The sequence below is a fragment of the Mesorhizobium sp. M1227 genome (assembly GCF_040318315.1).
GTDB lineage: Bacteria > Pseudomonadota > Alphaproteobacteria > Rhizobiales > Rhizobiaceae > Mesorhizobium.
The window spans coordinates 1-23,987 of sequence record NZ_JAMYLZ010000014.1 but is presented as its reverse complement, the minus strand read 5'-3'; the positions used below and the strand labels follow the sequence as shown (position 1 = coordinate 23,987).

General features: G+C 60.0%; 21 protein-coding genes and 2 pseudogenes. 8 read left to right on the top strand and 15 right to left on the bottom strand.

Annotated features, from left to right (window positions below; genetic code table 11):
• The first annotated feature begins 476 nt into the window (after positions 1–476).
• Together NKH28_RS17920 and ftsH are read left to right on the top strand one after the other, a co-directional pair.
• On the top strand, positions 477–839 hold the full coding sequence (locus tag NKH28_RS17920; RefSeq protein WP_352770511.1) for a hypothetical protein: 363 nt from the start codon (positions 477–479) through the stop codon (positions 837–839).
• A gap of 462 nt (positions 840–1,301) precedes the next feature.
• On the top strand, positions 1,302–3,224 hold the full coding sequence (gene ftsH / locus NKH28_RS17915; protein WP_352823078.1) for an ATP-dependent zinc metalloprotease FtsH: 1,923 nt from the start codon (positions 1,302–1,304) through the stop codon (positions 3,222–3,224).
• Between the two features lie 85 nt (positions 3,225–3,309).
• On the opposite strand, the gene NKH28_RS17910 is transcribed toward ftsH, so the two are convergent.
• The 7 genes from NKH28_RS17910 to NKH28_RS17880 all read right to left on the bottom strand — a co-directional run bounded on the left by NKH28_RS17910 (position 3,310) and on the right by NKH28_RS17880 (position 11,165).
• Positions 3,310–4,167 (bottom strand): protein-L-isoaspartate O-methyltransferase family protein, encoded by an 858-nt coding sequence (locus tag NKH28_RS17910; RefSeq protein WP_352979866.1) that lies wholly within the window; start codon positions 4,165–4,167, stop codon positions 3,310–3,312.
• Positions 4,168–4,354: 187 nt separating this feature from the next.
• On the bottom strand, positions 4,355–5,986 hold the full coding sequence (locus NKH28_RS17905) for an ABC transporter ATP-binding protein (RefSeq protein ID WP_352503726.1): 1,632 nt from the start codon (positions 5,984–5,986) through the stop codon (positions 4,355–4,357).
• Positions 5,976–6,860 (bottom strand): ABC transporter permease, encoded by an 885-nt coding sequence (locus NKH28_RS17900; protein WP_352979865.1) that lies wholly within the window; start codon positions 6,858–6,860, stop codon positions 5,976–5,978. The genes NKH28_RS17905 and NKH28_RS17900 overlap by 11 nt, the downstream gene beginning before the upstream one ends.
• Positions 6,857–7,903, bottom strand: a complete 1,047-nt coding sequence (locus tag NKH28_RS17895; RefSeq protein WP_352503724.1) for an ABC transporter permease — start codon at positions 7,901–7,903, stop codon at positions 6,857–6,859. Before NKH28_RS17895 ends, NKH28_RS17900 begins: the two co-directional genes overlap by 4 nt.
• Positions 7,904–7,997: 94 nt before the next feature.
• Positions 7,998–9,605, bottom strand: a complete 1,608-nt coding sequence (locus NKH28_RS17890) for an ABC transporter substrate-binding protein (protein ID WP_352823071.1) — start codon at positions 9,603–9,605, stop codon at positions 7,998–8,000.
• Positions 9,606–9,717: 112 nt separating this feature from the next.
• On the bottom strand, positions 9,718–10,071 hold the full coding sequence (locus NKH28_RS17885; protein ID WP_352503722.1) for a Rieske (2Fe-2S) protein: 354 nt from the start codon (positions 10,069–10,071) through the stop codon (positions 9,718–9,720).
• Positions 10,072–10,082: 11 nt separating this feature from the next.
• Positions 10,083–11,165: an amidohydrolase family protein gene (locus NKH28_RS17880; protein ID WP_352503721.1), complete on the bottom strand. Its 1,083-nt coding sequence runs from the start codon at positions 11,163–11,165 to the stop codon at positions 10,083–10,085.
• Positions 11,166–11,298: 133 nt separating this feature from the next.
• Here NKH28_RS17880 and NKH28_RS17875 point away from each other — a divergent pair, with 133 nt between their 5' ends.
• Positions 11,299–12,156 carry a LysR family transcriptional regulator gene (locus NKH28_RS17875; protein WP_352503720.1) on the top strand — a complete coding sequence of 286 codons (858 nt, stop codon included), beginning with the start codon at positions 11,299–11,301 and terminating at the stop codon, positions 12,154–12,156.
• A gap of 88 nt (positions 12,157–12,244) precedes the next feature.
• Entirely contained in the window at positions 12,245–13,324 is a 1,080-nt protein-coding gene (locus NKH28_RS17870; RefSeq protein WP_352979864.1) for an FAD-binding oxidoreductase, read from the top strand.
• 234 nt (positions 13,325–13,558) lie between these two features.
• On the opposite strand, the gene NKH28_RS17865 is transcribed toward NKH28_RS17870, so the two are convergent.
• From NKH28_RS17865 to NKH28_RS17850, 4 genes are all read right to left on the bottom strand, one after another.
• Complete coding sequence (locus tag NKH28_RS17865; RefSeq protein ID WP_352614842.1) at positions 13,559–14,704, bottom strand: LacI family DNA-binding transcriptional regulator; 1,146 nt, start codon at positions 14,702–14,704, stop codon at positions 13,559–13,561.
• A gap of 88 nt (positions 14,705–14,792) precedes the next feature.
• The gene (locus tag NKH28_RS17860; protein WP_352979905.1) at positions 14,793–16,322 is read right to left on the bottom strand and encodes an amino acid ABC transporter permease/ATP-binding protein; all 1,530 of its coding nucleotides are present in this window, start codon (positions 16,320–16,322) and stop codon (positions 14,793–14,795) included.
• Between the two features lie 76 nt (positions 16,323–16,398).
• Positions 16,399–17,235: an ABC transporter substrate-binding protein gene (locus NKH28_RS17855; protein ID WP_352449157.1), complete on the bottom strand. Its 837-nt coding sequence runs from the start codon at positions 17,233–17,235 to the stop codon at positions 16,399–16,401.
• A gap of 179 nt (positions 17,236–17,414) precedes the next feature.
• Positions 17,415–18,251 (bottom strand): PfkB family carbohydrate kinase, encoded by an 837-nt coding sequence (locus NKH28_RS17850; RefSeq protein WP_352979862.1) that lies wholly within the window; start codon positions 18,249–18,251, stop codon positions 17,415–17,417.
• Between the two features lie 103 nt (positions 18,252–18,354).
• On the opposite strand from NKH28_RS17850, the gene NKH28_RS17845 reads away from it, so the two are divergent.
• The 4 genes from NKH28_RS17845 (at position 18,355) to NKH28_RS17830 (ending at position 21,684) form a co-directional block, all read left to right on the top strand.
• Positions 18,355–19,356, top strand: a complete 1,002-nt coding sequence (locus NKH28_RS17845; RefSeq protein WP_352474449.1) for an SIS domain-containing protein — start codon at positions 18,355–18,357, stop codon at positions 19,354–19,356.
• Positions 19,357–19,420: 64 nt separating this feature from the next.
• Complete coding sequence (locus NKH28_RS17840) at positions 19,421–20,548, top strand: NAD(P)/FAD-dependent oxidoreductase (protein WP_352979859.1); 1,128 nt, start codon at positions 19,421–19,423, stop codon at positions 20,546–20,548.
• 457 nt (positions 20,549–21,005) lie between these two features.
• Positions 21,006–21,248 carry a type II toxin-antitoxin system Phd/YefM family antitoxin gene (locus NKH28_RS17835; protein ID WP_352467423.1) on the top strand — a complete coding sequence of 81 codons (243 nt, stop codon included), beginning with the start codon at positions 21,006–21,008 and terminating at the stop codon, positions 21,246–21,248.
• Positions 21,229–21,684 (top strand): type II toxin-antitoxin system VapC family toxin, encoded by a 456-nt coding sequence (locus tag NKH28_RS17830; RefSeq protein WP_352823062.1) that lies wholly within the window; start codon positions 21,229–21,231, stop codon positions 21,682–21,684. The genes NKH28_RS17835 and NKH28_RS17830 overlap by 20 nt, the downstream gene beginning before the upstream one ends.
• 141 nt (positions 21,685–21,825) lie before the next feature.
• Here the strand turns inward: NKH28_RS17830 and NKH28_RS17825 are convergent.
• From NKH28_RS17825 to NKH28_RS17810, 4 genes and pseudogenes are all read right to left on the bottom strand, one after another.
• Positions 21,826–22,308: pseudogene (locus tag NKH28_RS17825) on the bottom strand (TA system VapC family ribonuclease toxin).
• Entirely contained in the window at positions 22,253–22,480 is a 228-nt protein-coding gene (locus NKH28_RS17820; protein ID WP_352817828.1) for a CopG family transcriptional regulator, read from the bottom strand. The pseudogene NKH28_RS17825 and the gene NKH28_RS17820 overlap by 56 nt, the downstream one beginning before the upstream one ends.
• A gap of 132 nt (positions 22,481–22,612) precedes the next feature.
• Positions 22,613–22,714 (bottom strand): annotated as a pseudogene (locus NKH28_RS17815) (EamA family transporter); the annotation flags it as partial.
• A 101-nt stretch (positions 22,715–22,815) separates the two neighbouring features.
• Complete coding sequence (locus tag NKH28_RS17810) at positions 22,816–23,841, bottom strand: zinc-binding alcohol dehydrogenase family protein (RefSeq protein ID WP_352979903.1); 1,026 nt, start codon at positions 23,839–23,841, stop codon at positions 22,816–22,818.
• Between the last annotated feature and the right edge of the window lie 146 nt (positions 23,842–23,987).

The following is a 23,987-nucleotide window of genomic DNA, read 5'->3' as shown; positions in this document are numbered from 1 at the left end:
TCATCAGCCAGGCATTCTCGCGGCCATTTGCTGGTCGGCCTCGATAATAGAGCGCGAAACCGGTAATCTTGCCCGGGCTCGCGACCACGGCCGGCAGCTTCTGACGCAGGATTGCGCCGAAGTCGTTCGGGATTTCCTGTGCTGAAACCGGAGCAAAGCCGCCAGCCGAGAGCATCAAAATTCCTGCGACCAAGCCAATGCACAGTCGCTTCCTGGAAATGTAAGAAATGATTGGTTCTCCTGCCCGACCGCCCTGGCGCTGCCGCGCGACTTGTCCCAGGCGCAAGAACTGACATTCACGCCGATTGTTTCACCGGTTCGAAAAAATGTTGATGGCGGGCGGAACTGCGAGGATGTGGCGTTGCGGAGCCATTGAAATTTGGTCGAAACTCTCCAAAATTTTCAGCTGGTGGAAATCGCGAGAGCCACCACAGACGACGTCAACAGAGGAGACTATTCAAAGCGGAGGACTATCGATGGAAGGAGCCATTTCGACGAGTTTTCCCCCAATCGGGCCAGAGGGCCCTGATGTCTTTCTTGACCGGTTGCTCCATCCGGCACGGCATTTCGAGCGACCTGAGAACGTGCTGACCGACGTGACGCTGGACTTCCAGGAGAAGCGTGCAATCCTTTCGTCATGGGCATCGGATGCCTGTGCAGTGGAATCGGTGCCGGCGCTGCGCATGCCGCCGGGAGCAACCGAACCAGTCAGCTTCGATGCCATCATGGACGCGTTGCGCCAATTGGATCAATTGGAGAAGCTTCCCGGCGCCGGTCGCGGTCGTGAAATCGAAGGTATCGCGGTCACCGGTTTTACAGCATCCGTCGATCGACTTTGAGTTGAACGCGGCCACTCTCTGCATCCGAGGCATCCGCCCGCCGGCGAGGAACTCGCCGGCGGGCGAGGACTGGCGCGTTCTCTCCGCGTCCATTCATGTAGGGTTCCATAGGTCCGGCTCTCGCCTGAGTGTTGGATCCTTGCGATGCGGAAAAGCGGCCGCATGCCGGCGCAGATGTTGTCTGGAACTGCCTGGCGTTGCTGCAGAGCAGCAACCGCCACCGGTCGCAGGCGCTTGCCTGCGAGTGCAATGCGGCCGTCAGCCATCATTTCAACGACGTTTTGAAGGGGCTATCCGGCGGAGGAAAACGGCATGCCGGGCATGCCGCACAGGAAAGGACAATGACTGACCCACTATCGTCGCCGGCCGGTCTGGGGCCTCCCACTTTTTTGCGCCGTACCTGGCCTGCACCGATGCCGCGCGGGCTTGGCGACCTATATCCGGTTCCCTGTGGAGGCCGCCATGGACATGAGCAACAGAAAGACGCGGTTCAATATCTGGTACTGGGTCGCGGCGTTCGTGGGCGTGATGGTCGTCCAGTATATCTATGCCACGACGCAGCACGTCGCCGAGATACCGTACAGCCAGTTCGAGACCTTGCTGAACGCCGGCAAAATCGCCGAGGTGCAGGTTTCGGACCGCTTCATCCAGGGCCGATTCAAGGAGCCGCAAGACGGCAGGCCGCTATTCATCACCACACGCGTCGAGCCGAACCTCGCCCGTGACCTGCAGGAGCACGGTGTCACTGTGACCGGCCAGGTCGAAAGCACCTTCCTGAGCGACCTGCTTTCCTGGGTTGTGCCGGTGCTCGTCTTCTTTGGCCTGTGGATGCTGCTTCTAAGACGCATGGACGGCGGCGTCGGAGGTTTGATGCAAATTGGCAGGAGCAAGGCCAGGGTCTATGTCGAAGCCAATACCGGCGTGACGTTCGACGATGTGGCGGGGGTCGATGAAGCCAAGGCCGAGCTGCAGGAGATTGTGGATTTTCTCAAGAACCCGGGCGAATACGGCCGCCTCGGAGGCCGCATGCCCAAAGGCGTGCTGCTGGTCGGACCGCCGGGCACGGGCAAGACTCTGCTCGCCAAGGCCGTCGCCGGCGAAGCCAAGGTCCCGTTCTTCTCGATCTCCGGTTCGGAGTTCGTCGAGATGTTCGTGGGGGTCGGGGCCGCGCGCGTGCGCGATCTTTTCGAGCAGGCGCGGTCCAAGGCTCCCGCAATCATATTCATCGACGAGCTCGACGCTCTTGGCCGCGCCCGCGGGACCATGGTCGGCGGCCACGACGAAAAGGAGCAGACGCTCAACCAGCTTCTGGTCGAACTCGACGGTTTCGATCCACAGATCGGCGTCGTGCTGCTGGCCGCGACGAACCGTCCTGAGATCCTTGATCCGGCACTTCTGCGCGCCGGCCGTTTCGACCGCCAGGTATTGGTCGACCGGCCCGACAAGCAGGGTCGCATCAAGATCCTGCAGGTTCACATGAGCAAGGCCAAGCTGGCGACGGATGTCGACGCGGAAAAAGTGGCGGCGCTGACGCCCGGTTTCACCGGTGCTGACCTGGCCAATCTCGTGAACGAGGCGACGTTGCTCGCCACGCGCCGCAAGGCGGATGCGGTAATGATGGGAGATTTCAACGATGCGGTGGAGCGCATCGTCGCGGGACTGGAGAAACGCAACCGGCTCCTGAACCCGAAGGAGCGCGAGATCGTCGCCTACCATGAAATGGGTCATGCGCTGGTAGCCATGGCGCTGCCTGGCGTCGACCCGGTGCACAAGGTGTCGATCATACCACGCGGCGTCGGCGCGCTCGGCTACACTATCCAGCGTCCGACCGAGGATCGCTTCCTGATGACACGCGAGGAGCTGGACAACAAGATGGCAGTGCTGCTCGGCGGCAGGGCGGCCGAATGGATCGTATTCGGCCATCTGTCCACCGGAGCCGCCGATGATCTCGCCAAGATAACCGACATAGCGCGTGCCATGGTGACGCGTTACGGCATGTCGGCAAAACTCGGGCACGTGGCGCTGGAAAAGGACCCACGCTCCTTCCTGAGCCCCAACCCGCTCGCCGGCGGACCGCGCGAGCACGATTACGGCGAAGCCGCCGCCGATGCCATCGACGCAGAAGTGCGCGACATTGTGGAGGCCGCGTTCGAACGAAGCGTCAGCCTGCTCACCTCCCGGCGCGACGTGCTGGAAAGGGCGGCACGCAGGCTGCTCGAGACCGAGACGCTCGATGAGACTGAACTTGCGGCGCTGGTCGGAGACGTCTCGACGGCGGATCGTGCTGCGCAGGATAGTTCGCATAAGAAGAAGGCTGTGCTGCAGCCTGCCAGGACCGCGGCTGCAATCCCCACGCGCGGATCGGGGAAATTTCGGACGCAATAATGATGTTTCGGACTGCTCCCGCCGGCATAAATCGCTCGTGGAAAGCCGTGCCGCACGCTATGACGGTGACACGCAAGATCGACATCTAGGCTTTCGAAATCCAGTATGTGTCGGTCACCAACCAAGCGTTCTCGATGCCATTTTTCGGTCGCCCTCGGTGATATTGCGCGAGACGGGTGACCTTGCCTCGCGCAGCCTTGAGGGCGACCATCAAGGCCTTTTCTTCGTCACTGCGCCTGGCTCCGCTGCAGGGGTAAAATCCGCATGGCACAAGTGATCGTACGGGAAACGTATCGCCAGCCCTTTCCAGAAGCATCATGAAACCTCGTCGGTCTTCACCCGTGAACGGCAATGCCATCCGGCCAGCGTCGGACAAATTTGAAAGCCACCGTTCCGGCACGTGCGTCACTCCGGCAAAGGCGATCACGACATCGAGGTCTGGCAGATCAATTGCCTGCGTTGCATCACCGCACGTCGCTTCGACATGCGCATATTGAGCAAGATTGCCTTGCGCGCGACGAGCTAGTTGTTCGTCGATCTCATATGCAATCACGCGTCCTTCAGAACCCGTCAGTTCAGCGAGGATGGCGGTGAAATAGCCGACACCGGCGCCCACCTGAAGGACGGTCTGGCCGGGAGTGATGTTCAGATGGTCGAAAACCAATGCCCAAAGCGACGGCAAGCCGCTGTTCAGTCCGCGTTTTTCGTCAAGCAAGACCAGAACGTCGTGGTAGATCTCATGAAGCGCGGCTGAAGGGCTGGTATGGACCGCCCCGATTTGCAGTCTCGAATGGATACGCCATGGCCCGTCGCCAAGGTAGTGTTCGCGCGGAACCCTTGCAAAGGCCTCGATGACCGCAGGATTGTGCAAGACAGGTGATGCGACACGCAGGTCTTCGGCAAACCACCGGCGCGCTACGCTAGCATCGATTTCTGCTGGCATAGAGTATCGGCTCCCGGATTGCGCGTACTCCATCATGCTCTCAGAAAACCGAGTGACGGCAAAGGGCGCCTATCCTCGTATGGACGGGGCGACGCGCGCTGTCCGTTTGCGACCGAGCGCGGTCTCGCCGAGCGCCTTCCGCGAGACCGTAAACCGTGGCGATATGGAAGAACACTCTGCCCGACGATCATATCGTCCGGCTGGCGAGCAGCCTTGTGAGCCAATCCGGATCCATTTCCGGCACGGAGGACAGAAGCCGTTCGGTATAGGGGGCATGCGGCGGCGTGAGAATTTCGCTCTTTAATCCCTGCTCAACGACTTTACCCTGGTGCATGACCACAATTTCGTCGGCGATCGCCCGCACGGTGGCAATGTCATGGGTGATGAAAATGTAGGTCATGCCGAGCTCGCGCTGAAGCCGGATCAAGAGCTTCAGGATTTCCTCTTGCACAATCTGGTCGAGCGCGGACGTGATTTCGTCGCAGATTATCAGCTCCGGATCGGCGGCCAACGCCCGGGCGATGCAAACGCGCTGCTTCTGGCCTCCCGACAGTTCGGCCGGCAGACGATCCAGGTAAGTTTCGCTCATCTCGACCATGTGCATGAGTTCGCCGATCCGCCGATCCCGTTGTGCACCCTTGAGGCCAAGGTAGAATTCAAGCGGACGAGCTATAACTTCTTCGACTGTCTGGCGCGGATTTAGGGCGTTGTCGGGCATTTGATAAATCATCTGTATGCGTCGCAGGATCTCTTTTGGGCGCAACTTCACGGTCTTGGAAAGGGCCTGGCCGGCAAAGGAAATCGACCCCGAAAGCGGGGGCAGCAGGCCGGTAACGACGCGAGCGAGCGTCGATTTGCCGGAACCGGACTCGCCGACCACAGCCACTGTTCTTCCGCGTGGAACTTTGATGGAGACATCCTGGAGCACCTTAACCGCCCGGCCGTAGGCCGCGGTGACGTTGTCTATCGTAAGCAAATATTCATCGGCCGGAACTTCGGGCTTGGCGAGCTTGCGCACGGCCCAGAGCGTCTTGGTATATTCCTGGGTGGGCGAGGCGAGCATCTGGCGCGTTTCTGCCTCCTCCACGGTTAGTCCATGGCGCAAAACCATGATGCGGTCCGCCATTTGCGCCACCACCGCCAGATCATGCGTCACATAGATTGCAGCGGTGTTGAACTCCTCCACGATGTTGCGAATGGAGGCGAGAACTTCGACCTGCGTTGTCACATCGAGCGCCGTCGTTGGCTCGTCGAAGACGATGAGGTCCGGACGGCAAGCCATCGCCATCGCGGTCATCGCCCGTTGCAATTGTCCGCCGGAAACCTGGTGAGGATAGCGAAAGCCAATGGTCTCCGGATCTGGAAGCTGAAGACGCCGATAAAGATCGACCGCACTCCGGTTCGCTTTCTCTCGGCTGGCAATCCCATGCGCCACCACGGTTTCGACAGTCTGATCGAGGAGTCGGTGGGCCGGATTGAAAGAGGCCGCCGCGCTTTGCGCGACATAGGCGATACGGGAGCCTCTGAGGCGACGCCGCCCTGTTTCGCTTAGTGCCAGAAGATTGATCCCGTCGAACAGGATCGAGCCCTGTGTAATACGGCAGCCCGGCTTGGCGTAACCCATCGCCGCGAGGCCAATGGTGGATTTGCCGGCGCCTGACTCGCCGATCAGGCCAAGAACGTCCCCCCGCTTCAGCGCCAGATCGACCCCGCGGACAATGGGATACCACCGCTCGTCCGAGAAACCCTCCACATGCAGATTGCGGATCTGAAGCAGATCCTTGCCTTTTTCGCGCAATCCGGGAGCGCTATTTTTCATCCCGCAACCCGCTTGTTGCATGCAGGAACCAGTCCACGACGAAATTCACAGAGACCGTGAGGAGGGCAATCGCGCCGGCCGGCAGCAGCGGCGTGACATCGCCGTAGGTGATCAGGGTCGCATTCTCGCGCACCATCGATCCCCAATCGGCGGTCGGTGGCTGAATACCGACCCCCAGGAAGGACAGTGCCGCGATCGTGAGGAATACGAAGCAAAATCGCAAGCCGAACTCCGCGACCAGCGGCGGCATCACGTTGGGAAGGATTTCCTTGGCGATGATCCATTTCGGGCCTTCGCCGCGCAATCGCGCCACTTCGACATAGTCCATTACCGCCACGTTAAGCCCGACGGCGCGTGCGAGCCGAAAGACACGGGTAGAATCGAGCAGCGCAATGATGACTATCAGGCTTGTGATCGACGAGCCGAAGATCGAAAGCAGCACCAGGGCGAAGATAAGGCTTGGGATCGACATCAAGACGTCCACCGCACGCGACAGTATCTGGTCGAGCCATCCTCTATACAACGCGGCAAGAAGGCCTAGCGAGACGCCGACTGCGAAGGACAGCAATGTAGTCGCGACGGCTATAACGATGGTGTTGCGCGCACCGTAAATCAAGCGTGTGAGCATATCGCGGCCGAGTTGGTCGGTACCCAATTTGAACTGCTGGTTCCACGGTGCGAAGGCCTCGCTGAAGACCTGTGTTTCGCCGTATGGGGCGATCCAGTGCGTGAAGACCGCAACGACGACATAGCCAATGATCACGAGGATGCCGAACCAGGCACTGAAGGGTGCCTTCTTCAGCGCCGTTTTGGCCCGGGTGGCGCGCGAGCGCCTCAGCCTGTGAACCTGCGCGATTGGTTCGTAGCTGGTCATCGTGGATGCAAGAGCCTGGGATTGGTGGCGATGGAAATGATGTCAGCGGTCAGATTAAGGAGGATATAGGTTGCCGCGAAAATCAAGGCGCAAGCTTGGACAACCGGAACATCCCTTGATTTGACCGCGTCGACCATCAGCTGACCGATGCCGGGATAGACGAACACCACTTCGACGACGACCACTCCGACCACGAGATAAGCAAGATTGAAGGCCACCACCGTGACGATCGGAGCCCATGCGTTGGGCAAGGCATGCCTGAGTACGATGGCCATCGGCGAGACTCCCTTGAGACGCGCCATGTCGATATAGGGGCTTGCAAGCATGTTGATGATCGCCGCTCGTGTCATGCGCATCATGTGTGCGACGATGACGAGCGTAAGCGTGGTCGCCGGCAAGGCTACTCTCCAGACCTGATCCCAGAACGGCGTCTGGTCGTTCACGTTCGACAATGTCGGGAACTTGGGAACTGCGTTAAGTATCCAGTTCACTGACACTGCAAGCCAATGCGGCAGGGATTGTGCGAACTCGGAGCCGATGAATGTGTCGCGCGAGATGACCAGGTAGGCAAGCATATAGGCGACGAAGAACTCCGGGAACGAAATGGTTGTCAGCGTCACTGCGTTCACCAGCCGGTCGAACCAGCCATTGCGGTGGAGCGCAGCGAGGATGCCCAGTCCCAGGGCGAGCGGAACTGCGATCAGCGCGGTCATCGATGCGAGGAACATCGTATTGTAAAGGCGCGGCGCGATGATCTCGGCGACGGTGCGCCGATATCCGGTGCGGCTCGCGAACGAAGAGCCGAAATCCCCGTGGAGCATCTGCCCGACCCAGACGAAATAACGCTCGACAGGCGGACGGTCGATGCCAATTTCTCGCTGGAAGGCGGCGACCGTTTCGGGTGTCGCGGATTGTCCGAGCATCGCCTTGGCGAAGTCGCCCGGCAGCATTGCAATCGCAGAGAAGATAATGATGGAGACGATGAACAGCGTGACCAGGCCGAGGCCAAGGCGCTGCAGAACCGTTCTTGCGACCGGGTTCATTTGCTCGCGTTTCCCGTTGCCGTCGCTGCCCTGCCGGCAGGGCACGCGGCTGCAAGCCGAAGCCCAGTAGCCATCGCGGGTCCGGCCCGCTCTCTCACGCAGTGGCGATCCACCAGCGTTCGGCCATCTTCAGTCCGTCGTTCTCCCAGTTCGGCGCCACTTCGCCATGTGCGAGCTTATTGGATTTGGCGCTGACGAAGTTGTTGAAGACCAGCACGATGCTGCCGCCATCATCATGCGTCAGTTGCTGCATCTCGGCATACATTGCCGCCCGCTTGGCCTCATCCGTCTCGGCGCGCGCCTGGACAAGCAACTCGTTGAAGCGGGGATTTTTCCAGAACGACTCGTTCCAGCTGGAATCGGCGGCGAAGGCTTGCGTGAACATCCAGTCGGCCGTCGCGCGACCGCTCCAATAGGAAGCGCACCAAGGTTTCTTGAGCCAGACATTGTCCCAATAGGCGTCCTCGGCCTCGCGCACGACGTTTACGTCGATACCGCACTGGGCTGCCGTCTCGCGGATCAGCGCAGCCGCGTCCACCGCGCCTGCAAAAGCGGCATCGGCGACCGAGAGGTCCACCTTCAGTTTCTCCATTCCAGCCTTTTTCAGATAATGCTTGGCTTTCTCCGGATCGAAACTGTGCTGCGGCTGCGGATTGGTGGCGAATTTAATCGCCGGCGCGATCGGGTTGTCATTGGCCACAGTGGCGTGACCGAGAAAGATCTTGTCGACGATCTCCTGACGGTTGATCGCCCACTTTAAGGCCATCCGGACATCCGCATTGTCGAACGGCGCCATCGTGACATTCATCGGCAACGTATAATGGCCATAGCCGGTGACCTCGACGATCTCCACCTTGGGGTTGCGTTTCAACATGCCGAGGGTCTTGAGGTCGGCGCGGCCGATATAGTCTACCTCCCCTGTCGATAGCGCGGCCATGCGAGCGGCGAGATCGGTGATGGCGATGAACTCCACCTCGTCGAGATAGGGTTTGCCGTTCTTGAAGTAGTTCGGATTGCGCTTGAGTTTGGCCGAAACGCCGGGCTGGAAATTCTCAAGCACGAAAGCGCCGGTGCGAACGCCCGATCCCCAATCCGCCTTGCCGTCCTTGGCCGGCATGATGACCAGATGGTAGTCACTCATGATGTAGGGGAAGTCGGCGTTGCCGCTTTTCAGCGTGAAGACAACCGTTTCGGGGCCATCCGCCTTAATGCTGGCGACGGGCTCAAGCAGCGGCTTCGCCGCCGACTTAGTTTCGTCGCCCATATGATAGCGAAGCGAAGTCACGACATCGTCCGCCGTCACATTCTTGCCGTTGTGGAAGGTTGCGCCCTTGCGAAGCTTGAAGACCCAGGTTTTGGCGCCATCGGACGATTCAAAGCTCTCGGCAAGGTCCGGTTGGACGTTGCCTTTGGCGTCGACCTCGGTGAGGCTGTTGGACATCGAGCCTGAGAACGCTGTCTGTGTGAAGGTGTCCGGGTAGCCGGCCGGATCGATCGAATCCGTCGTCGCGCCATGTGCCATTCCGAGCTTGGCGAAGCCGCCCTGCAGCGGTTCGGCGCGGGCCGTGCTGACGAAGAGCTTATCCGCAGCGGTGACCGTCAGCCCAGCGGCCAGCCCAAGATTAATGAAATCGCGACGGGAAATCTTGCCGCGACCGATCAGGCTTTGAGCGATAGCAAGCTTGTATCCAGATTCTGACATTTGACTCTCCCATTGCGGATTTTCCGCGTTCTTGTTCGTCACGCACCCTGTGAAGAAATCTGCCCGTTAGCCGCGATCATCATTTCTGCTACTCTTCGAATCCGTACCTCAATCAGGCCGTCACATAGATGCTGCCCGCCTCGACCGTTACTGGAAATGTGCGCGCACGAACGGACGGATCGACCAGGGCCGCGCCTGATTTGATGTCAAATTCCCAGCCATGCCAGGCGCAGCGCACGATCTCGTTTTGGCGGTGATAGATGAACTGCGCCTCTTCGACCGGTGCAGTTGTTCCACATTGCGGCCCCTCGCAAAGGGGAGCGCCGCGGTGCGGACAAACATTCAGCAGCGCGTGGAATGAATCTCCGATGCGAAAAACGCCGACCGAAAGGCTGCGGATCTTGGCGATGAAGGGAGATCCGGTTTCGATCTCGTCGACTCTACAGATGTATGTCTTCTCGGGCATCGTCTGCTTCCTCAGGCAGCATTCGCCGCTTGCGCGCGCGGGATGCGCTTGTAAACCTCCAGCGCATTCAGCCCCATGATCTTGCTCTTCCAGGCAGGAGGGATTTGCAGCGTGTTGGCATCGTCATAGTCCCAATGCGGATAGTCGGAGGCAAACATCAGCGTATTTTCGCCGTCCATCGCCTCGAGAGTGGACCAGAGATGCTGAATATTTGCGGGCTGCTCCAGCGGCTGCGTGGAAAAGCGGATATTTCGCCGGCAATATTCGGACGGCAGCATTTTCAGCCATGGCGTCTCTTTGCGTAGGGCTTTGTAGTCGGCGTCCAGGCGCCACAATACCGATGGCACCCAGGCGACGCCGCATTCGATGACCACGAAGTAGAGGTCCGGCCATTTTTCGAAGACGCCATGCGCAATCATGCTTGCGACATGCGAAATGGCCGACATGTGCAGGATGGCATGGGTCTCCCAGAAGAATGTCGTCGGGGCCGGAGCAATCGCGGTCGAATTCACGCCACCATGGCCGCCCAGATGAATGGCAAAGGGCAGCCCCACCTCGGCGCAAGCCTCATAAATTGGATGGTAAAACGGATCGCCATAGGGCTTGACGGAGCCTTGCGAAGCGAGAACCTGAACCATGCGCGGGTGATTGCCCAGACGGCGTATCTCGGCGGCCGCGAGCTTCGGATCCTGTGGCGCGACGATGATCGAGCCCATGAAGCGATCGTCCTTCGGCAGCCATTGGTCGATCTGATAGTCATTGTAGGCGCTGACGAGGGCGCTGGCATAATAGGGATTGGCGAGGGTGGAAGCCTCGATCGGCTCATCGCCGGTCAGGATCGCCACATCGACCTTGTACTTGTCGAGGTGTTTTTCCTTCATGATGAGATAGTTGTCGGCTTCTGTTTTCGGACGGACGTCCTTGCGTGAGAAGTCCTGCGGATGAAACCAGGGACGATGGCCATGCGGGAAGGCGCCAACGGGACCTGTCTTCTCGCCTTCAACGAACATGTCCTTCCAGAGGCCGGAAAGGTAAGGCTCCAATACAGTCGCGCTCGACCAGTAATTGTGACAATCGCAGTCGACTATGAACACGTTGCTCAGCTCCGTAGCTTCAGCCTGGTCGATCTGCCGGCCGATTTCACCGCGTGCAGCTTCCGCCTTGAGTATTGTTTGATCAAGCTTATGATCCTGCGCAATATGATCGACTTTTTCGATCGGAGGTCATGTGCAGCTAGATCACATCGAAACCTTTCTCGACATCATCGAGTCGCGAAATTTCAATCGTACCGCCGACCGGCTGGGGTTGACCCAGTCGACGATCAGCACCCGCATCAAGAATCTGGAGAGCGCGATCGGGTCCGAGCTCTTTCTGCGCGGGCGCGCCGGCGCTGAGCCGACAGCCGCCGGGCGGCGGTTCGAAGCCTATGCCAGATCCTTGCTGTCGACGTGGTCGCAAGCTCGACACGATGTGCGAGCGTTCAACCGTTTCGAGGGCACGTTGCGCATCGCCGCACAGGTGGGCATGACCCGTTCGGTCCTGCCGGGATGGGTCGAGACACTGTGCCAGGCGCTTCCAAAATCCTCGATCCATGTCGAGTCGGACTATTCGAACCAGATGGTCAGCGACCTAAGCATGGGAAATCTCGATATTGCCGTGCTTTATGCGCCTCGCTACCTGCCTGAGATCGCCTACGAGCATCTGATGGTCGAGGAATATGTGATGGTTTCGACGGCTGCCAGAACGCTGTCCGATGTCGACCCTGAAACCTACATTCGCCCAGGCTACACCGCGGTGCTGGAAAAGACGCACGCAGAGCTGCTGGCCGAGCTGGCGATCTGTCGGCTTTCGACGGGATCGGAAACTCTGGCGGAGATCATGCTGCGGCGAACGGGCGGCACCTGCTACATGCGCAGCGACGATGCGCGCCGGTTCACGGCCGAGCTCCCATCGTTCCTCGTCGAGGGAGCGCCGACGCTGCACCAGCCAGTCCACACCGCGATCCTTGCGCGCCGCAAACACGAACCCATTATTCGCAAGGGCATCCGAGCTCTCCAGGTGGCTGTAATGTCCCTGGAAGTGTAATCGAAATTGCCGATCATAACGGCAGGATTGCGCGGCTGTTCAGCGGGGTTTGAAGTGGCATCTTGGCTCCACTTCAAACCCGAGTTGAATGATGAATGCTTACGCGGCCTTTGCAGCCTCCGGCTTCGCCCCAACAAAGCTTCACCGGGAGTGGGCACAGACCACGCCGCAGCTTGTGCTCTGCCGACGCGTGATCGACGAGACGCACGATGTGAAAACATTCGTTCTCACACCCGCTTCAGATCGGATGTTCTGCTTCAGCGCTGGCCAATATGTTGTGGTGCACCTGAGGATCGAGGGGGCCGCGGTGACACGCTCCTACTCTGTTTCATCACCGCCGACGCGACCGCTCGACCTGCAGATCACCGTGAAACGGACGCCGGGCGGGCTCGTTTCGAATTGGCTCCATGACAATTTGAAGCCGGGCGATGGGATCGAGATCGAAGGGCCGCTCGGCTCGTTCAATCTCGACGATCTGCCGCATGCAAAGTCCCTCTTCCTTTCAGGTGGCAGCGGGATAACTCCCGTCATGTCGATGCTGCGGGCATTTACCGACCGCGCAGCAAACCAGGATATCCACTTCATTCATAGTGCGAGAACGCCGGACGACATCATTTTTCGGCTCGAACTGGACGCACTTGCCGCTCGCTTTCCCAATGTTCATGTGACTTGCATTTGCAGTCATGGAGACCCGGCCTGGACGGGTCCAACCGGGCGAATTAACAGTGAGATGCTCCTGACCTTGGTTCCCGATCTCCATAGCCGCACGATTTTTGCCTGTGGGCCGGAATCCTACGTGAAGGCTGCACGCAGCTGCCTCGATGCAATCGGGCTCGCCCCTTCACAGTATCATGAGGAGAGCTTCGGGGGCGGCAACATTTCGCGTTCGCTATCGGATTCAAAGGTTTCGTCTTCGGTCCGCTTCGCCCGCTCCGGCCTTGCATATCACTGCGCGCCCGGAGAGACCCTGCTGGAAGCGGCGCGCCAATGTGGCGTCTATGTCCCAACCGCTTGCCAGCAGGGAGTTTGCGGTACGTGCCGTATCGCCAAGCTGTCTGGCGAAGTCGTCATGGATGACCTAGGCGGACTGACCTTGGAGGACAAATCGGCAGGCTACATCCTGGCGTGCTGCAGCCGCCCACAAGGCGACATTTTGCTTGATCTATAATTGTACCCATCGCGGAACGAAATCGGGCAGCCTTTGCGTTCAACGACCAAGCCATACTACTGCGACCGCACGTGATTAGGTCTCGGAACCCGGATGGGCTCGCCCGATTTCTGGCGCAGCTCACGCTGGGCATCGCAAGCGACAAAAGTCCTACCCAGCAATACGCTTGAGCTATCATTCAGCCGTTGCATGGGATCGACCTCGACACAAAGAGGCGCGGCAATTCGGCTCCAGCTACACCGTCGCGGCCGGATCAGGGGCGTTGCGGTTGAGATGAACCGCAATCGAATTACGGTTCACCAGGCGAGCCGCGAGGACACGGTGTTCAAACGGTGCGGTGTCGCCAGCCAGCCTCTTCAAGAGAAGCTCGGCTGCCGTCGCCCCGATCAGATGCGCCGGCTGCGCGATGGCTGTGATACCTTGGGCCACGAACTGCATCCAGTCGAGATCGTCGAAGCAAAGCAGCGAAACCTCTCCCGGAATCGCAAGCTTCAGTGCGGATGTCGCCTCCAGAACGCCTGTCGACATCACACCGTCGGCGGTAAACAGGGCGGACGGCGCATTGCGCATTGTCAGCAGATCGAGTGCCTCCTTTCGGGCTGCCTCGCTGGAATAGACCGCCACGCGGCGGATCAACTGTGGATCCGGCGAAATGCCCGCAGCGCGATGGGCTTCGAGATAACCCAACAACCGTTGCCAGCTTGGATGATGGTAGCGAACGTCGGAGCTGGAGAGATCAGCGTTTGTCACAAAGGAACCAACATCATCGCGTTGGTCCGGCCCGAGTTCCGCCAATATTCCGATGCGGCTGTGTCCGGCGGCGATGATCGCCGCTATGCTGCTACGCGTTACAGAAACGTTATCGACCACGACCGAATCGGTTTCCATGCCCGCCACGATGCGGTCGAACTGCACGACGGGACAGCCGGCCGCGACTGCGTCACGAAGATGATCCGGCTTGTCCAAGAAGGTCGATGAGACGACTAAACCATCGACCTGCTTTTCCAACAGCAGCTGCACCGCCTCTCGCTCGAGTTCGGCATTTTCGTCACTATTCGTAACGATAACCCCGAAGCCGCCACGGCGCGCGACGTCCCCTATTCCGCGCAGCACGCTTGCATAGAATGGGCTTTCGATGTCGCCTACGACAACGCCGATAGTCTGGGTCTTACCGGTGATCAGGCCTTTGGCCAGGCGATTGGGCCGATAACCCAGCGCAGATGCCGCGGCGCGCACCTTCTCCTGGACCTCAGGGCTGCTGTACCCGTAGTCACCAAGCACGCGCCCAGCCGTGGCAGAGCTCACTCCAGCCCGGCGAGCGACTTCGATGATAGTTGCGTTTTTGGATCTTTGAGTCACCCAGCAAGTCCCGCCGACCATGCAACGTCGTGGCGACGAACTAGCGGCAGTTAGGCACGCCCCGCAAGGCCGAACACCGCAGAACCCGCCGCTGCGCACACCATTTGAATTACAGCACCTCCGACAGAAAGCGTCGAAGACGCGGGCTCTGCGGATTGTCGAATAGGTCTTCTGGCCGGCCTGCCTCGACGATCCGCCCCTCGTCCATGAACACGACCTGGTTCGCGACCTTGCGAGCGAAATTCATCTCGTGTGTAACGACCACCATCGTCATCCCGCCCCGCCCGAGGTCGGCCATCAAGTTCAGGACACCTTTGACCAATTCTGGATCGAGGGCGCTGGTGACTTCGTCGAACAGCATAATTTCGGGTTCGAGCGCGAGCGCACGCGCGATGGCCACCCGCTGCTGTTGCCCGCCCGAGAGATTGGCCGGCCGATGGTCCTTGCGCTCCAGCAGTCCGACTTCATTTAGCCTCGCCAAGGCCGCGTCATTAGCCTCCTCGCGCGACATGCGTCTAACTTTGCGCAGCGCCAAGGTGATGTTGGCGAGCGCGCTACGGTCGGGGAACAGATTGAACTGCTGGAAAACCATGCCCACACGCCGCCGGAGTTGGTCAGGGGTCTGCTTGTAGATGCTTTCGCCGTCGAGCAGAATGTCACCGGCTCGGCATTCTACGAGACGGTTGAGGCAGCGCAGCAAGGTCGACTTGCCCGATCCGGACGGACCGATGAGGCAGGTGACGGTCCCGGGCTCCACTTTCAGACCGACGTCATGCAGCACCTGGACGGCGCCGTAGGCCATGTCGATATTTTTGACCTCGATGCCGCCACCCTTGAAGCGTGTGGGCGCTGCTGCAGGCAACGTCGCTGCTCCCGGCACGACGGCTTCGGCAAGCTCGGCGACCTCTTGGAGGCCACTCTGCACGGCGGTTATTCGTTTGCCGACGCGCATGCGCGCGTCGATGTAGTTGACGAGATGGGTCAGCGGCACCGTGATCACGAGATAGAACACGCCGGCCAGCAATAGGGGCGACAAGTTGCCGGTCAGCACAGCCTGGTCCTGGCCGACGCGGAACAGTTCGCGTTCGGAGGCGAGCAGACCAAGGAAATAGACCAGGCTGGAGTCTTTGACATTGCCGATGAACTGGTTGACCAGTGCAGGCAGGACGCGACGGATGCCTTGCGGGATCACCACCAGGCGCATGCCTTGGCCATACGTCATACCGAGAGTGCGCGTGGCGTCGATCTGACCCCGCTCGACGCTCTGAATGCCGGCGCGGAAAATCTCCCCGATGTAGGCTCCGGCGATCAAGCTGAGCGCCAGAATGCCCAGCGGATAAGGCGATGGACCGAACAGATCTCGGCCCAACCGCGCGAAGCCTTGGCCAATGATCAGGATTGTGACAATGGCAGGAAGCCCACGGAAGATATCGGTGTAGACTCGGGCAAGGAGTTTCAGCGGCCGGTTCTCTGAAATCCCCATGACTGCGAGGACGATACCGATCAGCGTCCCGAAAAACGTCGAGGCAAGGGCCAGGATCAAAGTGTTCTTGAGGCCGACCATCACCATGTTTGGCAGAACTTCTGCCATCGCCTGGAAATCAAGGAAGCTGCGGGCGAAGGTATCGAACCAGCTCATATCAAGTCCATCTATAACTCGGCCGGGCACCGTTGCTGACGGGCCCGGCCGGAAACGAAAATGAATACGCGCGAATTTACTTCTTGGGCAGATATTGATCCGGCATCGGAGTGCCCGGGAACCACTTCTCATGCAGCCGTTTCCAGGTGCCATCGTCCATGGCCTCGCGCAGCGCCTTGTTGAGCGCCTCGCGGAAGGCATCGTTGCCTTTCTTGACCACGAACCCGGCCGGCGCGTCGAAGGACGGCACGTTCATTGTAATCTTCAGGTTCTTATAGCGCTCCACATACTGCTTGGCGGACTCATAGTCAGTGAAATGGCCATCAATCGTCCCGTTATTCAGCGCCGCCACCGCAGTGTTGTTGTCGGGAAATTTGACAATGTCGCCCTTGAGGTTCTTCTCGGCATAGATTTCCTGCAGCGTTCCCTGGATCACGCCGATGCGCTTTCCGGCGGTGCTCTCATTGCTCGTCAGTGCCGGATCCGCCGAAATGATCGACAGGTAGCCGGCGAGATAGCCGTCGCCAAAATCCACGGTCTTCTTGCGCTGCGCCGTTGTGCCGATGGCGGCGACAGCGACATCGAAGCGGCCGTTGGCAACGGAGGGCAGCAGCGCCGAGAATTCCTGGCCGGTGAAAACGACCTGCTCCTCCTTGAACCCGAGCCGGCGCGCCACATCACGGAAGAGTTCGGCGTCGAAGCCGGTGAAGTTGCCGTTGGCATCGGTGAAGACATAGGGTTTCGCATCGCCCATGGTTCCGACGCTGATCACCGTCGGGTCGATGAGGTTATAAGGGTTGTCCGCCGCGTTTGCCTGAGTTGACGAGGCCAACGTGCCAAGTCCTGTCAACAGCGCGATCGTCAGCGCCAGACCGGATTTCAAAAGTAGGCGCCTGCTCGAATTCGTGTGCATGTCTTCTCCTCTTACGATTGGCCGAACTCGGCCTTGCGATCCCACTCGACGTCTCATCTATCAAAACGCTCTTGGACGGCGTTCGGCCAGGAAGGTGAGAACGTTATCATTTTCTCTAGCATTGTCCATTTCTCGCGTCAATTGTTTCGGAGAATTTCGCAGCTAGATGGTTTCCAGTGTTAAGCGTGGGGGATCTTCGGCGTCATCTTTCCTAAGTCGATTGCTGTCGCATGGCCGATTGCCCCGTAGTACCGGCAGGTAGCAGCAGCCGCCTCTGCGGCATGGCCGAGAATGTCTTGAGGCGCCTCTTTCTTAAGCAGGCCGAATAGCGTTCTTGCGATGAAGGTGTCGCCCGCGCCCAGGGTGTCGACGGGTTTGACCAACCGCGCCGGGGTTCGGTAAGAGACGGTGTCGCCGTGAAGCACCGCGCCGGCTCGACCACGAGTCACAAGAACCCACTTTGAACCACGTGCAAGCAATTCGGCCGCGATTGCGGCCAATTCCTTGTCGTCGAGACCGTCACCCGAGACACAAGCCAGATAGCAATAGGGTCCAATCTCGCGTCGGTGTCCCGGGTCCCGTCGCGTGGAAAAATCATAAGACAACAGTGACTTACTTGATACAGCGGCAACCCACGGGTCCAAACCGCTGGACTGGCCGATGTGGACGGCCTGAAAGCCCGAGAGAAAATCCAGATCTTCTTGCGTCGGCGTAAACACCGAAACTCCGAGATCGAAGTCCAGGAAAATCCGATCGGCGTTGCGGTGACCTATGAGGCAGTAAGCGGTCGGTCCCTCGAGACGCCGTAATCGGGTGATGTCCACGCGCTCCGACGCCAGTGCAGTGCAGATAAGGTCCCCTGCCCGGTCTTTGCCGATCGCTCCGACATAGGCCGATCGCCCGCCGAAGCGGCTGACATAAACCGAGACATTGAGGCAATTTCCACCAGGATACATCTCGTCGCGAGCAAGATAACAATCGACCACGTTATCGCCTATCGCGGCAATCTTGACCATTGCAGGACTTTCAGTTTAAAGGGTGTGATAACGTTCGCACAGTGGCCGCCCACCTGTCAATTGTGGGCCCGCCCCTAGCTCTGCCAACGAGACGAGGAAGCTCATGATTTCCGCCCTGCCCTCCGACGTGGAACGCGCCCTGACCGCTACGGCGGGCACGCAGTTTTCGCACCTATTCCTCGTGGCGTGCGGCGGTTCGCTCTCGATCATGATGGCAGGCAAATACTTCGTCGACCGTCACAGCGGCACATTCGCCTGCGACATCTACAACGCGGATGAGTTCGTCTGCCGAGACCCGCGACGGTTGGGACCTGACGCGCTCGTTGTCCTTTGCTCGCAGACCGGCACCACCCGCGAAACTGTGCGAGCGGCCAATCATGCAAAGGATCGAGGCGCAACGACAATCGGCATGACGCTCGACCAGATATCGCCCCTCGCGCTGGCGGTCGACCACGCAGTCGCCTACCAGGCCTCCTACACGACGGGCAAAGCAATCGATTCAGCCTGCAGCAACTACGGCGTGCTCTATATGTTGCTCGCCGGCCTGATCGATGCTCGGGAGGATGCCGGGCTAACGGCCGATCTGCTGACGAGCCTGAGCCATCTTCAGCCGGCGATCGAGCGTGCGCACCGGACCTATGCCGACCGGTTTCAGGCCTTCGCCCCCCGTTTCGCGCCGCGCAATGCGATCTACACACTGGCCAGCGGTGCCAGCTATGGTGCGGCCTATTCGTACGCCATCTGCGTGTTGATGGAGATGCAGTGGTACGATTCGCAGGCCATACACGCCAACGAGTTCTTTCACGGCCCATTTGAGGTGGTCGACCGGGATACTTGCTTCGTGGTCTTGCTGGGTTTGGACGAAACGCGGAGCCTTCCCGAACGCGCCCGAGACTTCCTTTTCAAGTACGGCAGCCGGGAAAACGTCCTGGTGCTCGATGGAGCGGAACTCGACCTCAGCGGTATGTCCGAACACATCAAACCCTATCTCGTGCCCTTGGTCTTCTTCGACACGCTTTGGCGTTTTGCCTACGAGCTGGCCGCCCTGCGCGGCCGTCCAATGCTTGAGGGCCGGCGCTACATGAAGAAGCTCACCGACTATTAGTTCCGCCGCGCTCTGCAGCCATCCAACAACTCCCAGCCCGGCTTCTGCGAAGAAGGATTTCTCTATGACTGCATCACCAAAGCCGCGCCATGTCGTTGTTATCGGCGCGGGCATCTTCGGCATCTCTTCCGCGTTGCACCTTGCTCGTCTTGGCCTTGATGTAACGCTTGTCAACGACGGCGCGCCAGCCAACGGTGCATCCGGCCGTTCACTTTCCTGGCTGAACTCAGCGCGACGTGCGGACACTGCCTACCACCGCTTGAGGCTTGCAGGCATCGACCGTTATCGGACCCTGGCCGCCACAAGGCCGGAAACGGGATCGTGGCTTCGCTTTGACGGCGGCCTCACCTGGGATGCGGATGACGGGACGAACCAGATCGCGTCCGTCTGCCAGTTGGAGCAGGATATTGGTTATGACGCGCTTCTGCTCGGCCCTGCCGAAGTCGGTGCAGTGGTGCCCGGCGTCAACGCGAGCGCAATTACCCCCCAGGGCGCCATCTTCAATCCTGGCGAAGGATGGGTTGACCTGCCGTCTTTGATCAGTCTGCTGCTCAATGAGTTCCGCTCCCGTGGCGGCAAGTTTGTTCGGGACGCTGGACGCGTCCGGATAGATGCCACAGGTGGTCGCGCGCGTGGCGTCGTCACTGCCGACGGTGTGCCGGTAAAGGCGGATGCAGTGGTCCTTGCGGTCGGGCCAGCGACGCCTATCATGCTCGCAGAGATCGGAGTTCGTGTCCCCGACGCCACGCCAATTTCACTTCTCTTGAAGACCAAGCCGATCAAGACCGAGCTCCGTGCCGTGCTGAATACGCCCCGCGTGGCGGTTCGCCCGACGCCGGACGGCGCACTTGTTTTGGATTCGGCGTGGTCGGAGGAAGAAGTCGTGGTCAACTCTGACGGAACCTACACCGTGCACGACAAGACCGTCAAAGGACTGCTCGAGGAGGCTAGTGCGGTGCTCGAGGGCAATCCGCGGCTCCAACTCGCTGCCTATGCAGTTGGCCCGAAGCCCATCCCCGGCGACGGCGAGCCAGTGCTTGGCTGCGTCGAGACCGTTGCCGAACTTCACGTCGCCTTCAGCCACAGCGGCGCCACGCTTGGATTGATCGTCGGCGAATTGCTTGCCAAAGAAATCGCCTCTGGCAATCCGCATCCCATGCTTGCAACGTTCCGCCCTAATCGTTTCAGCTGAAAGGGCAATTTGGGGCAAGGCCGAACTGTCCAGATGGGTCGCGGGCCTGGGGAAGAGCCGCGTGATCGGGTTGTCGTGCTACGGCAACAGAGACGGCGAGAGGTCGGCGCTGCGCCTCCAAGCGCGAACGCCCGAAGAAGAATGCCCCGCAAACTATGGTCAGATAGCCACTCGCGATCCACTGGAGTGCGATAACCGCGACAAGTTGCGCAAGATTCCGCCCGCAAAATCAGACACTGCGCATGATCAGAAGCCGTTGCTCCAGAACGATTTCACCTTGTCAAGAGACGGCCCGCCTTGCGGCGTGCGAGGGGTCGGCAGTGACTTGACCAAGCCTTGACCAAGGGGCAGGATTGCGCCTATCGTCGCGTGCAAGCGCGATTGTCGAGCAATCTACACTCAGCTCGGTAATGAACACGGCTCGCCACGTTGACCCGACGCGCGCAAGGACAGGAAAATGACCATCACGGTGAAAGTTGGCGAGGCCAAAACGCATCTCTCGGAACTGCTTTCAAGGGTAGAAGCCGGCGAGGAGGTGATTATTTCGCGCGGCAACGATCCCATCGCTAAACTGTCGCGGATTCAACGGCGCAACGATGTCGAAGCCGTGATCGAAGAGATCAGCGCTGCCCGCGCTCGCGCCAAGCCCGTGACGCAGGACGAAATTCGGGCCTGGCGCGATGAAGGGCGTCGCGCTTGATGGCGATCATCGTCTGATGCCTTTCGTTGTCGACTTTTCCATGGCCGTTGCCTGGATTCTTCCTGATGAAGACAGTGAGGCGGCGGCCGCCCTGATGCGACGATTGCCGGGAGCAACGGCGCCTGTCCCTTCCCTGTTCTGGCACGAGGCGCGTAACGTCGTATTGATGGCCGAGCGGCGTGGCCGCATCGCGGCGGGCGAAGCTGCCACCACCATGGCACGGCTGCGCCGATTGCCGCTGGAGGACGCCGGCGGCGGGTCGGACGGCGCAGTGCTGACATTAGCGGCTTCGCACGGGCTCAGCGCCTATGACGCCGCCTATCTGGCGCTGGCAATCGAAACCGAGTTGCCGCTGGCCACCCTCGATCGGAAGCTCGCACTTGCCGCACGCCGCCAGGGAGTCCAAATTCTCGGGCCGCTCGCGAATGGCAATTGACCTCTTCGCTCGACCACCTGCCTATGTTGTTCGACGTGCAGAAGTCTTTGACGCTCTCGATTCCGTGCTGACTCTGGACCTCCGCGACTTTCTCGCCGAAGAAACCCGAGAAGATCGGAGGTAGACCGCACCGAAGAGTCTCTACCTTGTTGGAATCAGATGCAGTGCAGACTTCCCGCCCTTCACGGCCGCCGCTGACAGCTTGCGGTCAAAGCTGGCAAGTTGGCCGCCGCGCGCCTTGGCGAGCGCGAGAAGGTACGTAGCCGTCACCTGCGCCGAGGTCAGGATTTTGGCTGCATCAATGTCGCCGGAGCCAACCAGGCTCACATCGTCGGGCCAGAAGCTGTGCCCGTGCAGGGTCCGCAACTTGGTAACGATTCGCGCAACAACAGCTGGTGAGCCGGGAGAATTGGGATATCTTTGGTTGCCGACGATGCGCAGGACGCCGTTTTCGGTGATGGGACACGTAGCCATGCCGAGTTACCGGTCTCTTCGAACTCCATGCGCGTCGTCATGGGCGACGTGGCCAGGATCTATCAGTGCGATCAGCACATTGACATCGAGCACGTCACGGCAGTTCGTCTCGCAAGGCGTTGACCGTCTCAAGCGTGACGGGAGGTGCATCCGGCCGAGGCGACAGTAGAGGAATCCCGTTGCGCTCGCCGCCGGCTTGAGGCCGACGCAGCGAGCGCCGGGCGAGATCGGTGATGACCTCGCCGAGGCTGCGATCCTGCTGCCGGGCGGTGGCCTTGGCTGCAACCAGGACATCGTCATCGATCGCCAGTGTGGTTCTCATGTTGCCCTGCTTGGTGCGCATCAAACATCACGCATCATATAAAATAGCGACGTCGGATACTCAAACGATGCGAATACCCGGCGGACTTGGCGTGAACGCATTTTGTGCCGGAAGGATCGTCGCTTCACGGCTTCAACCTTTGTATGCGACGAGAACTGCGCCCGCTGCAATCAGTGAAACGCCAAGCCAGTTCGGCAGGGACAATTGTTCACTTAGGAAACCCACTCCGAATACTGTGTCAAGCGCGCCGCTTAGCCTGGCGTCACCGAGCAACTCCCCCTCCCACAATGCAGCATCAGGGCTGCGGTCACATATCTTGATTGTGTTTGCCGACGTCAGCCAGCTCCAGCCACGTCGACAACAGCCTTGATCCGACCGGACTTCTGCTGCGCCCAGATCGCAATATCGCGTGGGCTGTCTCGCAGGGTAGTGCGATGGGTGACGAGTCGGTCGATTGGTATTTTTCCAGCGCGGATCGAGGCAATGACGTGCTGGAAATCGCTACGCGTCGCGTTGCGACTGCCGATCAGCATCATTTCCCGCTTGTGGAACTCTGGATCTGAGAAGGTTATGTCGTCCGGCACGACGCTGACCATCACCATGACGCCACCATGGGCAACATAGGCAAAGGCAGACTGCATCGAACGGCTGTTCCCCGTGGCGTCGAAGACGACGTCGAAACCTGCTCCCGCAGTTCGCTCCGCTATCGTTTCGACGATCGATCCCTTCGACCCGTCGATCACCAGGAAGCCCAATTGTCTTGCGGCAAAGGCCAGCCGCTCGGCATCGACGTCCATGACGGTCACGTTGAGTTGCGCTATGCGCGCAAAAAGCGCGGTGCCAAGGCCGATCGGCCCGGCGCCGATAACCAAGGTGCGAATGCCCGGCCCCGCCATGGATCTGCGCACCGCGTGAGCACCGATGGCCAGAAACTCGACCGTGGCAGCCTCGACCGGTGACAGGCCGGCCGCTGGTATCAAGTTCTGCGCCGGCACGAGAATCTGCTCGCTCATGGCACCGTCACGGTGCACGCCAAGCACCTCGATCGACATGCAGCAGTTCGGCTTTCCCTGGCGGCAGGCGGCACAATTTCCGCAGGCAAAATAGGGGTTGACGAGGATTTGCTCTCCAACCGACAGGTCCACCGGCGCGTTGATTGTCGCGATTGTTCCCGAAACCTCATGGCCCATGACGCGCGGATAGGCGAGATAAGGATGCCTGCCCTCGAAGATGTGGTAGTCGGTTCCACATATCCCGACATAGGCGACATTGATCAGTGCCCAGCCTTCGGGCGGAGTGCCTGGTGCCTGCTGCTCCTCAAACACCAGCCTGCCCGGCTCAGCGCATCGCACGACTTTGATGGTGGGGCCCATGACTATAATTCACCCCCTTGCTAAGCTGGAGTCCGGCAACAGGAAGTGGTGCGGGGGGGGCATAACCCCGCCCCCGGGGGGATGACGAGGAGAGCGAGGAGGTGGGGAGCGGGGCCCGGACGGCGCCGGGTTTC

Bases quoted from the DNA above. Each gene is read 5' to 3' on its own strand.
- NKH28_RS17920 (WP_352770511.1), top strand. From the start codon at position 477: ATGGAAGGAGCCATTTCGACGAGTTTTCCCCCAATCGGGCCAGAGGGC.
- ftsH (WP_352823078.1), top strand. From the start codon at position 1,302: ATGGACATGAGCAACAGAAAGACGCGGTTCAATATCTGGTACTGGGTC.
- NKH28_RS17910 (WP_352979866.1), bottom strand. From the start codon at position 4,167: ATGCCAGCAGAAATCGATGCTAGCGTAGCGCGCCGGTGGTTTGCCGAA.
- NKH28_RS17905 (WP_352503726.1), bottom strand. From the start codon at position 5,986: ATGAAAAATAGCGCTCCCGGATTGCGCGAAAAAGGCAAGGATCTGCTT.
- NKH28_RS17900 (WP_352979865.1), bottom strand. From the start codon at position 6,860: ATGACCAGCTACGAACCAATCGCGCAGGTTCACAGGCTGAGGCGCTCG.
- NKH28_RS17895 (WP_352503724.1), bottom strand. From the start codon at position 7,903: ATGAACCCGGTCGCAAGAACGGTTCTGCAGCGCCTTGGCCTCGGCCTG.
- NKH28_RS17890 (WP_352823071.1), bottom strand. From the start codon at position 9,605: ATGTCAGAATCTGGATACAAGCTTGCTATCGCTCAAAGCCTGATCGGT.
- NKH28_RS17885 (WP_352503722.1), bottom strand. From the start codon at position 10,071: ATGCCCGAGAAGACATACATCTGTAGAGTCGACGAGATCGAAACCGGA.
- NKH28_RS17870 (WP_352979864.1), top strand. From the start codon at position 12,245: ATGATGAATGCTTACGCGGCCTTTGCAGCCTCCGGCTTCGCCCCAACA.
- NKH28_RS17865 (WP_352614842.1), bottom strand. From the start codon at position 14,704: ATGGTCGGCGGGACTTGCTGGGTGACTCAAAGATCCAAAAACGCAACT.
- NKH28_RS17860 (WP_352979905.1), bottom strand. From the start codon at position 16,322: ATGAGCTGGTTCGATACCTTCGCCCGCAGCTTCCTTGATTTCCAGGCG.
- NKH28_RS17855 (WP_352449157.1), bottom strand. From the start codon at position 17,235: ATGCACACGAATTCGAGCAGGCGCCTACTTTTGAAATCCGGTCTGGCG.
- NKH28_RS17850 (WP_352979862.1), bottom strand. From the start codon at position 18,251: ATGGTCAAGATTGCCGCGATAGGCGATAACGTGGTCGATTGTTATCTT.
- NKH28_RS17845 (WP_352474449.1), top strand. From the start codon at position 18,355: ATGATTTCCGCCCTGCCCTCCGACGTGGAACGCGCCCTGACCGCTACG.
- NKH28_RS17840 (WP_352979859.1), top strand. From the start codon at position 19,421: ATGACTGCATCACCAAAGCCGCGCCATGTCGTTGTTATCGGCGCGGGC.
- NKH28_RS17835 (WP_352467423.1), top strand. From the start codon at position 21,006: ATGACCATCACGGTGAAAGTTGGCGAGGCCAAAACGCATCTCTCGGAA.
- NKH28_RS17830 (WP_352823062.1), top strand. From the start codon at position 21,229: ATGAAGGGCGTCGCGCTTGATGGCGATCATCGTCTGATGCCTTTCGTT.
- NKH28_RS17820 (WP_352817828.1), bottom strand. From the start codon at position 22,480: ATGAGAACCACACTGGCGATCGATGACGATGTCCTGGTTGCAGCCAAG.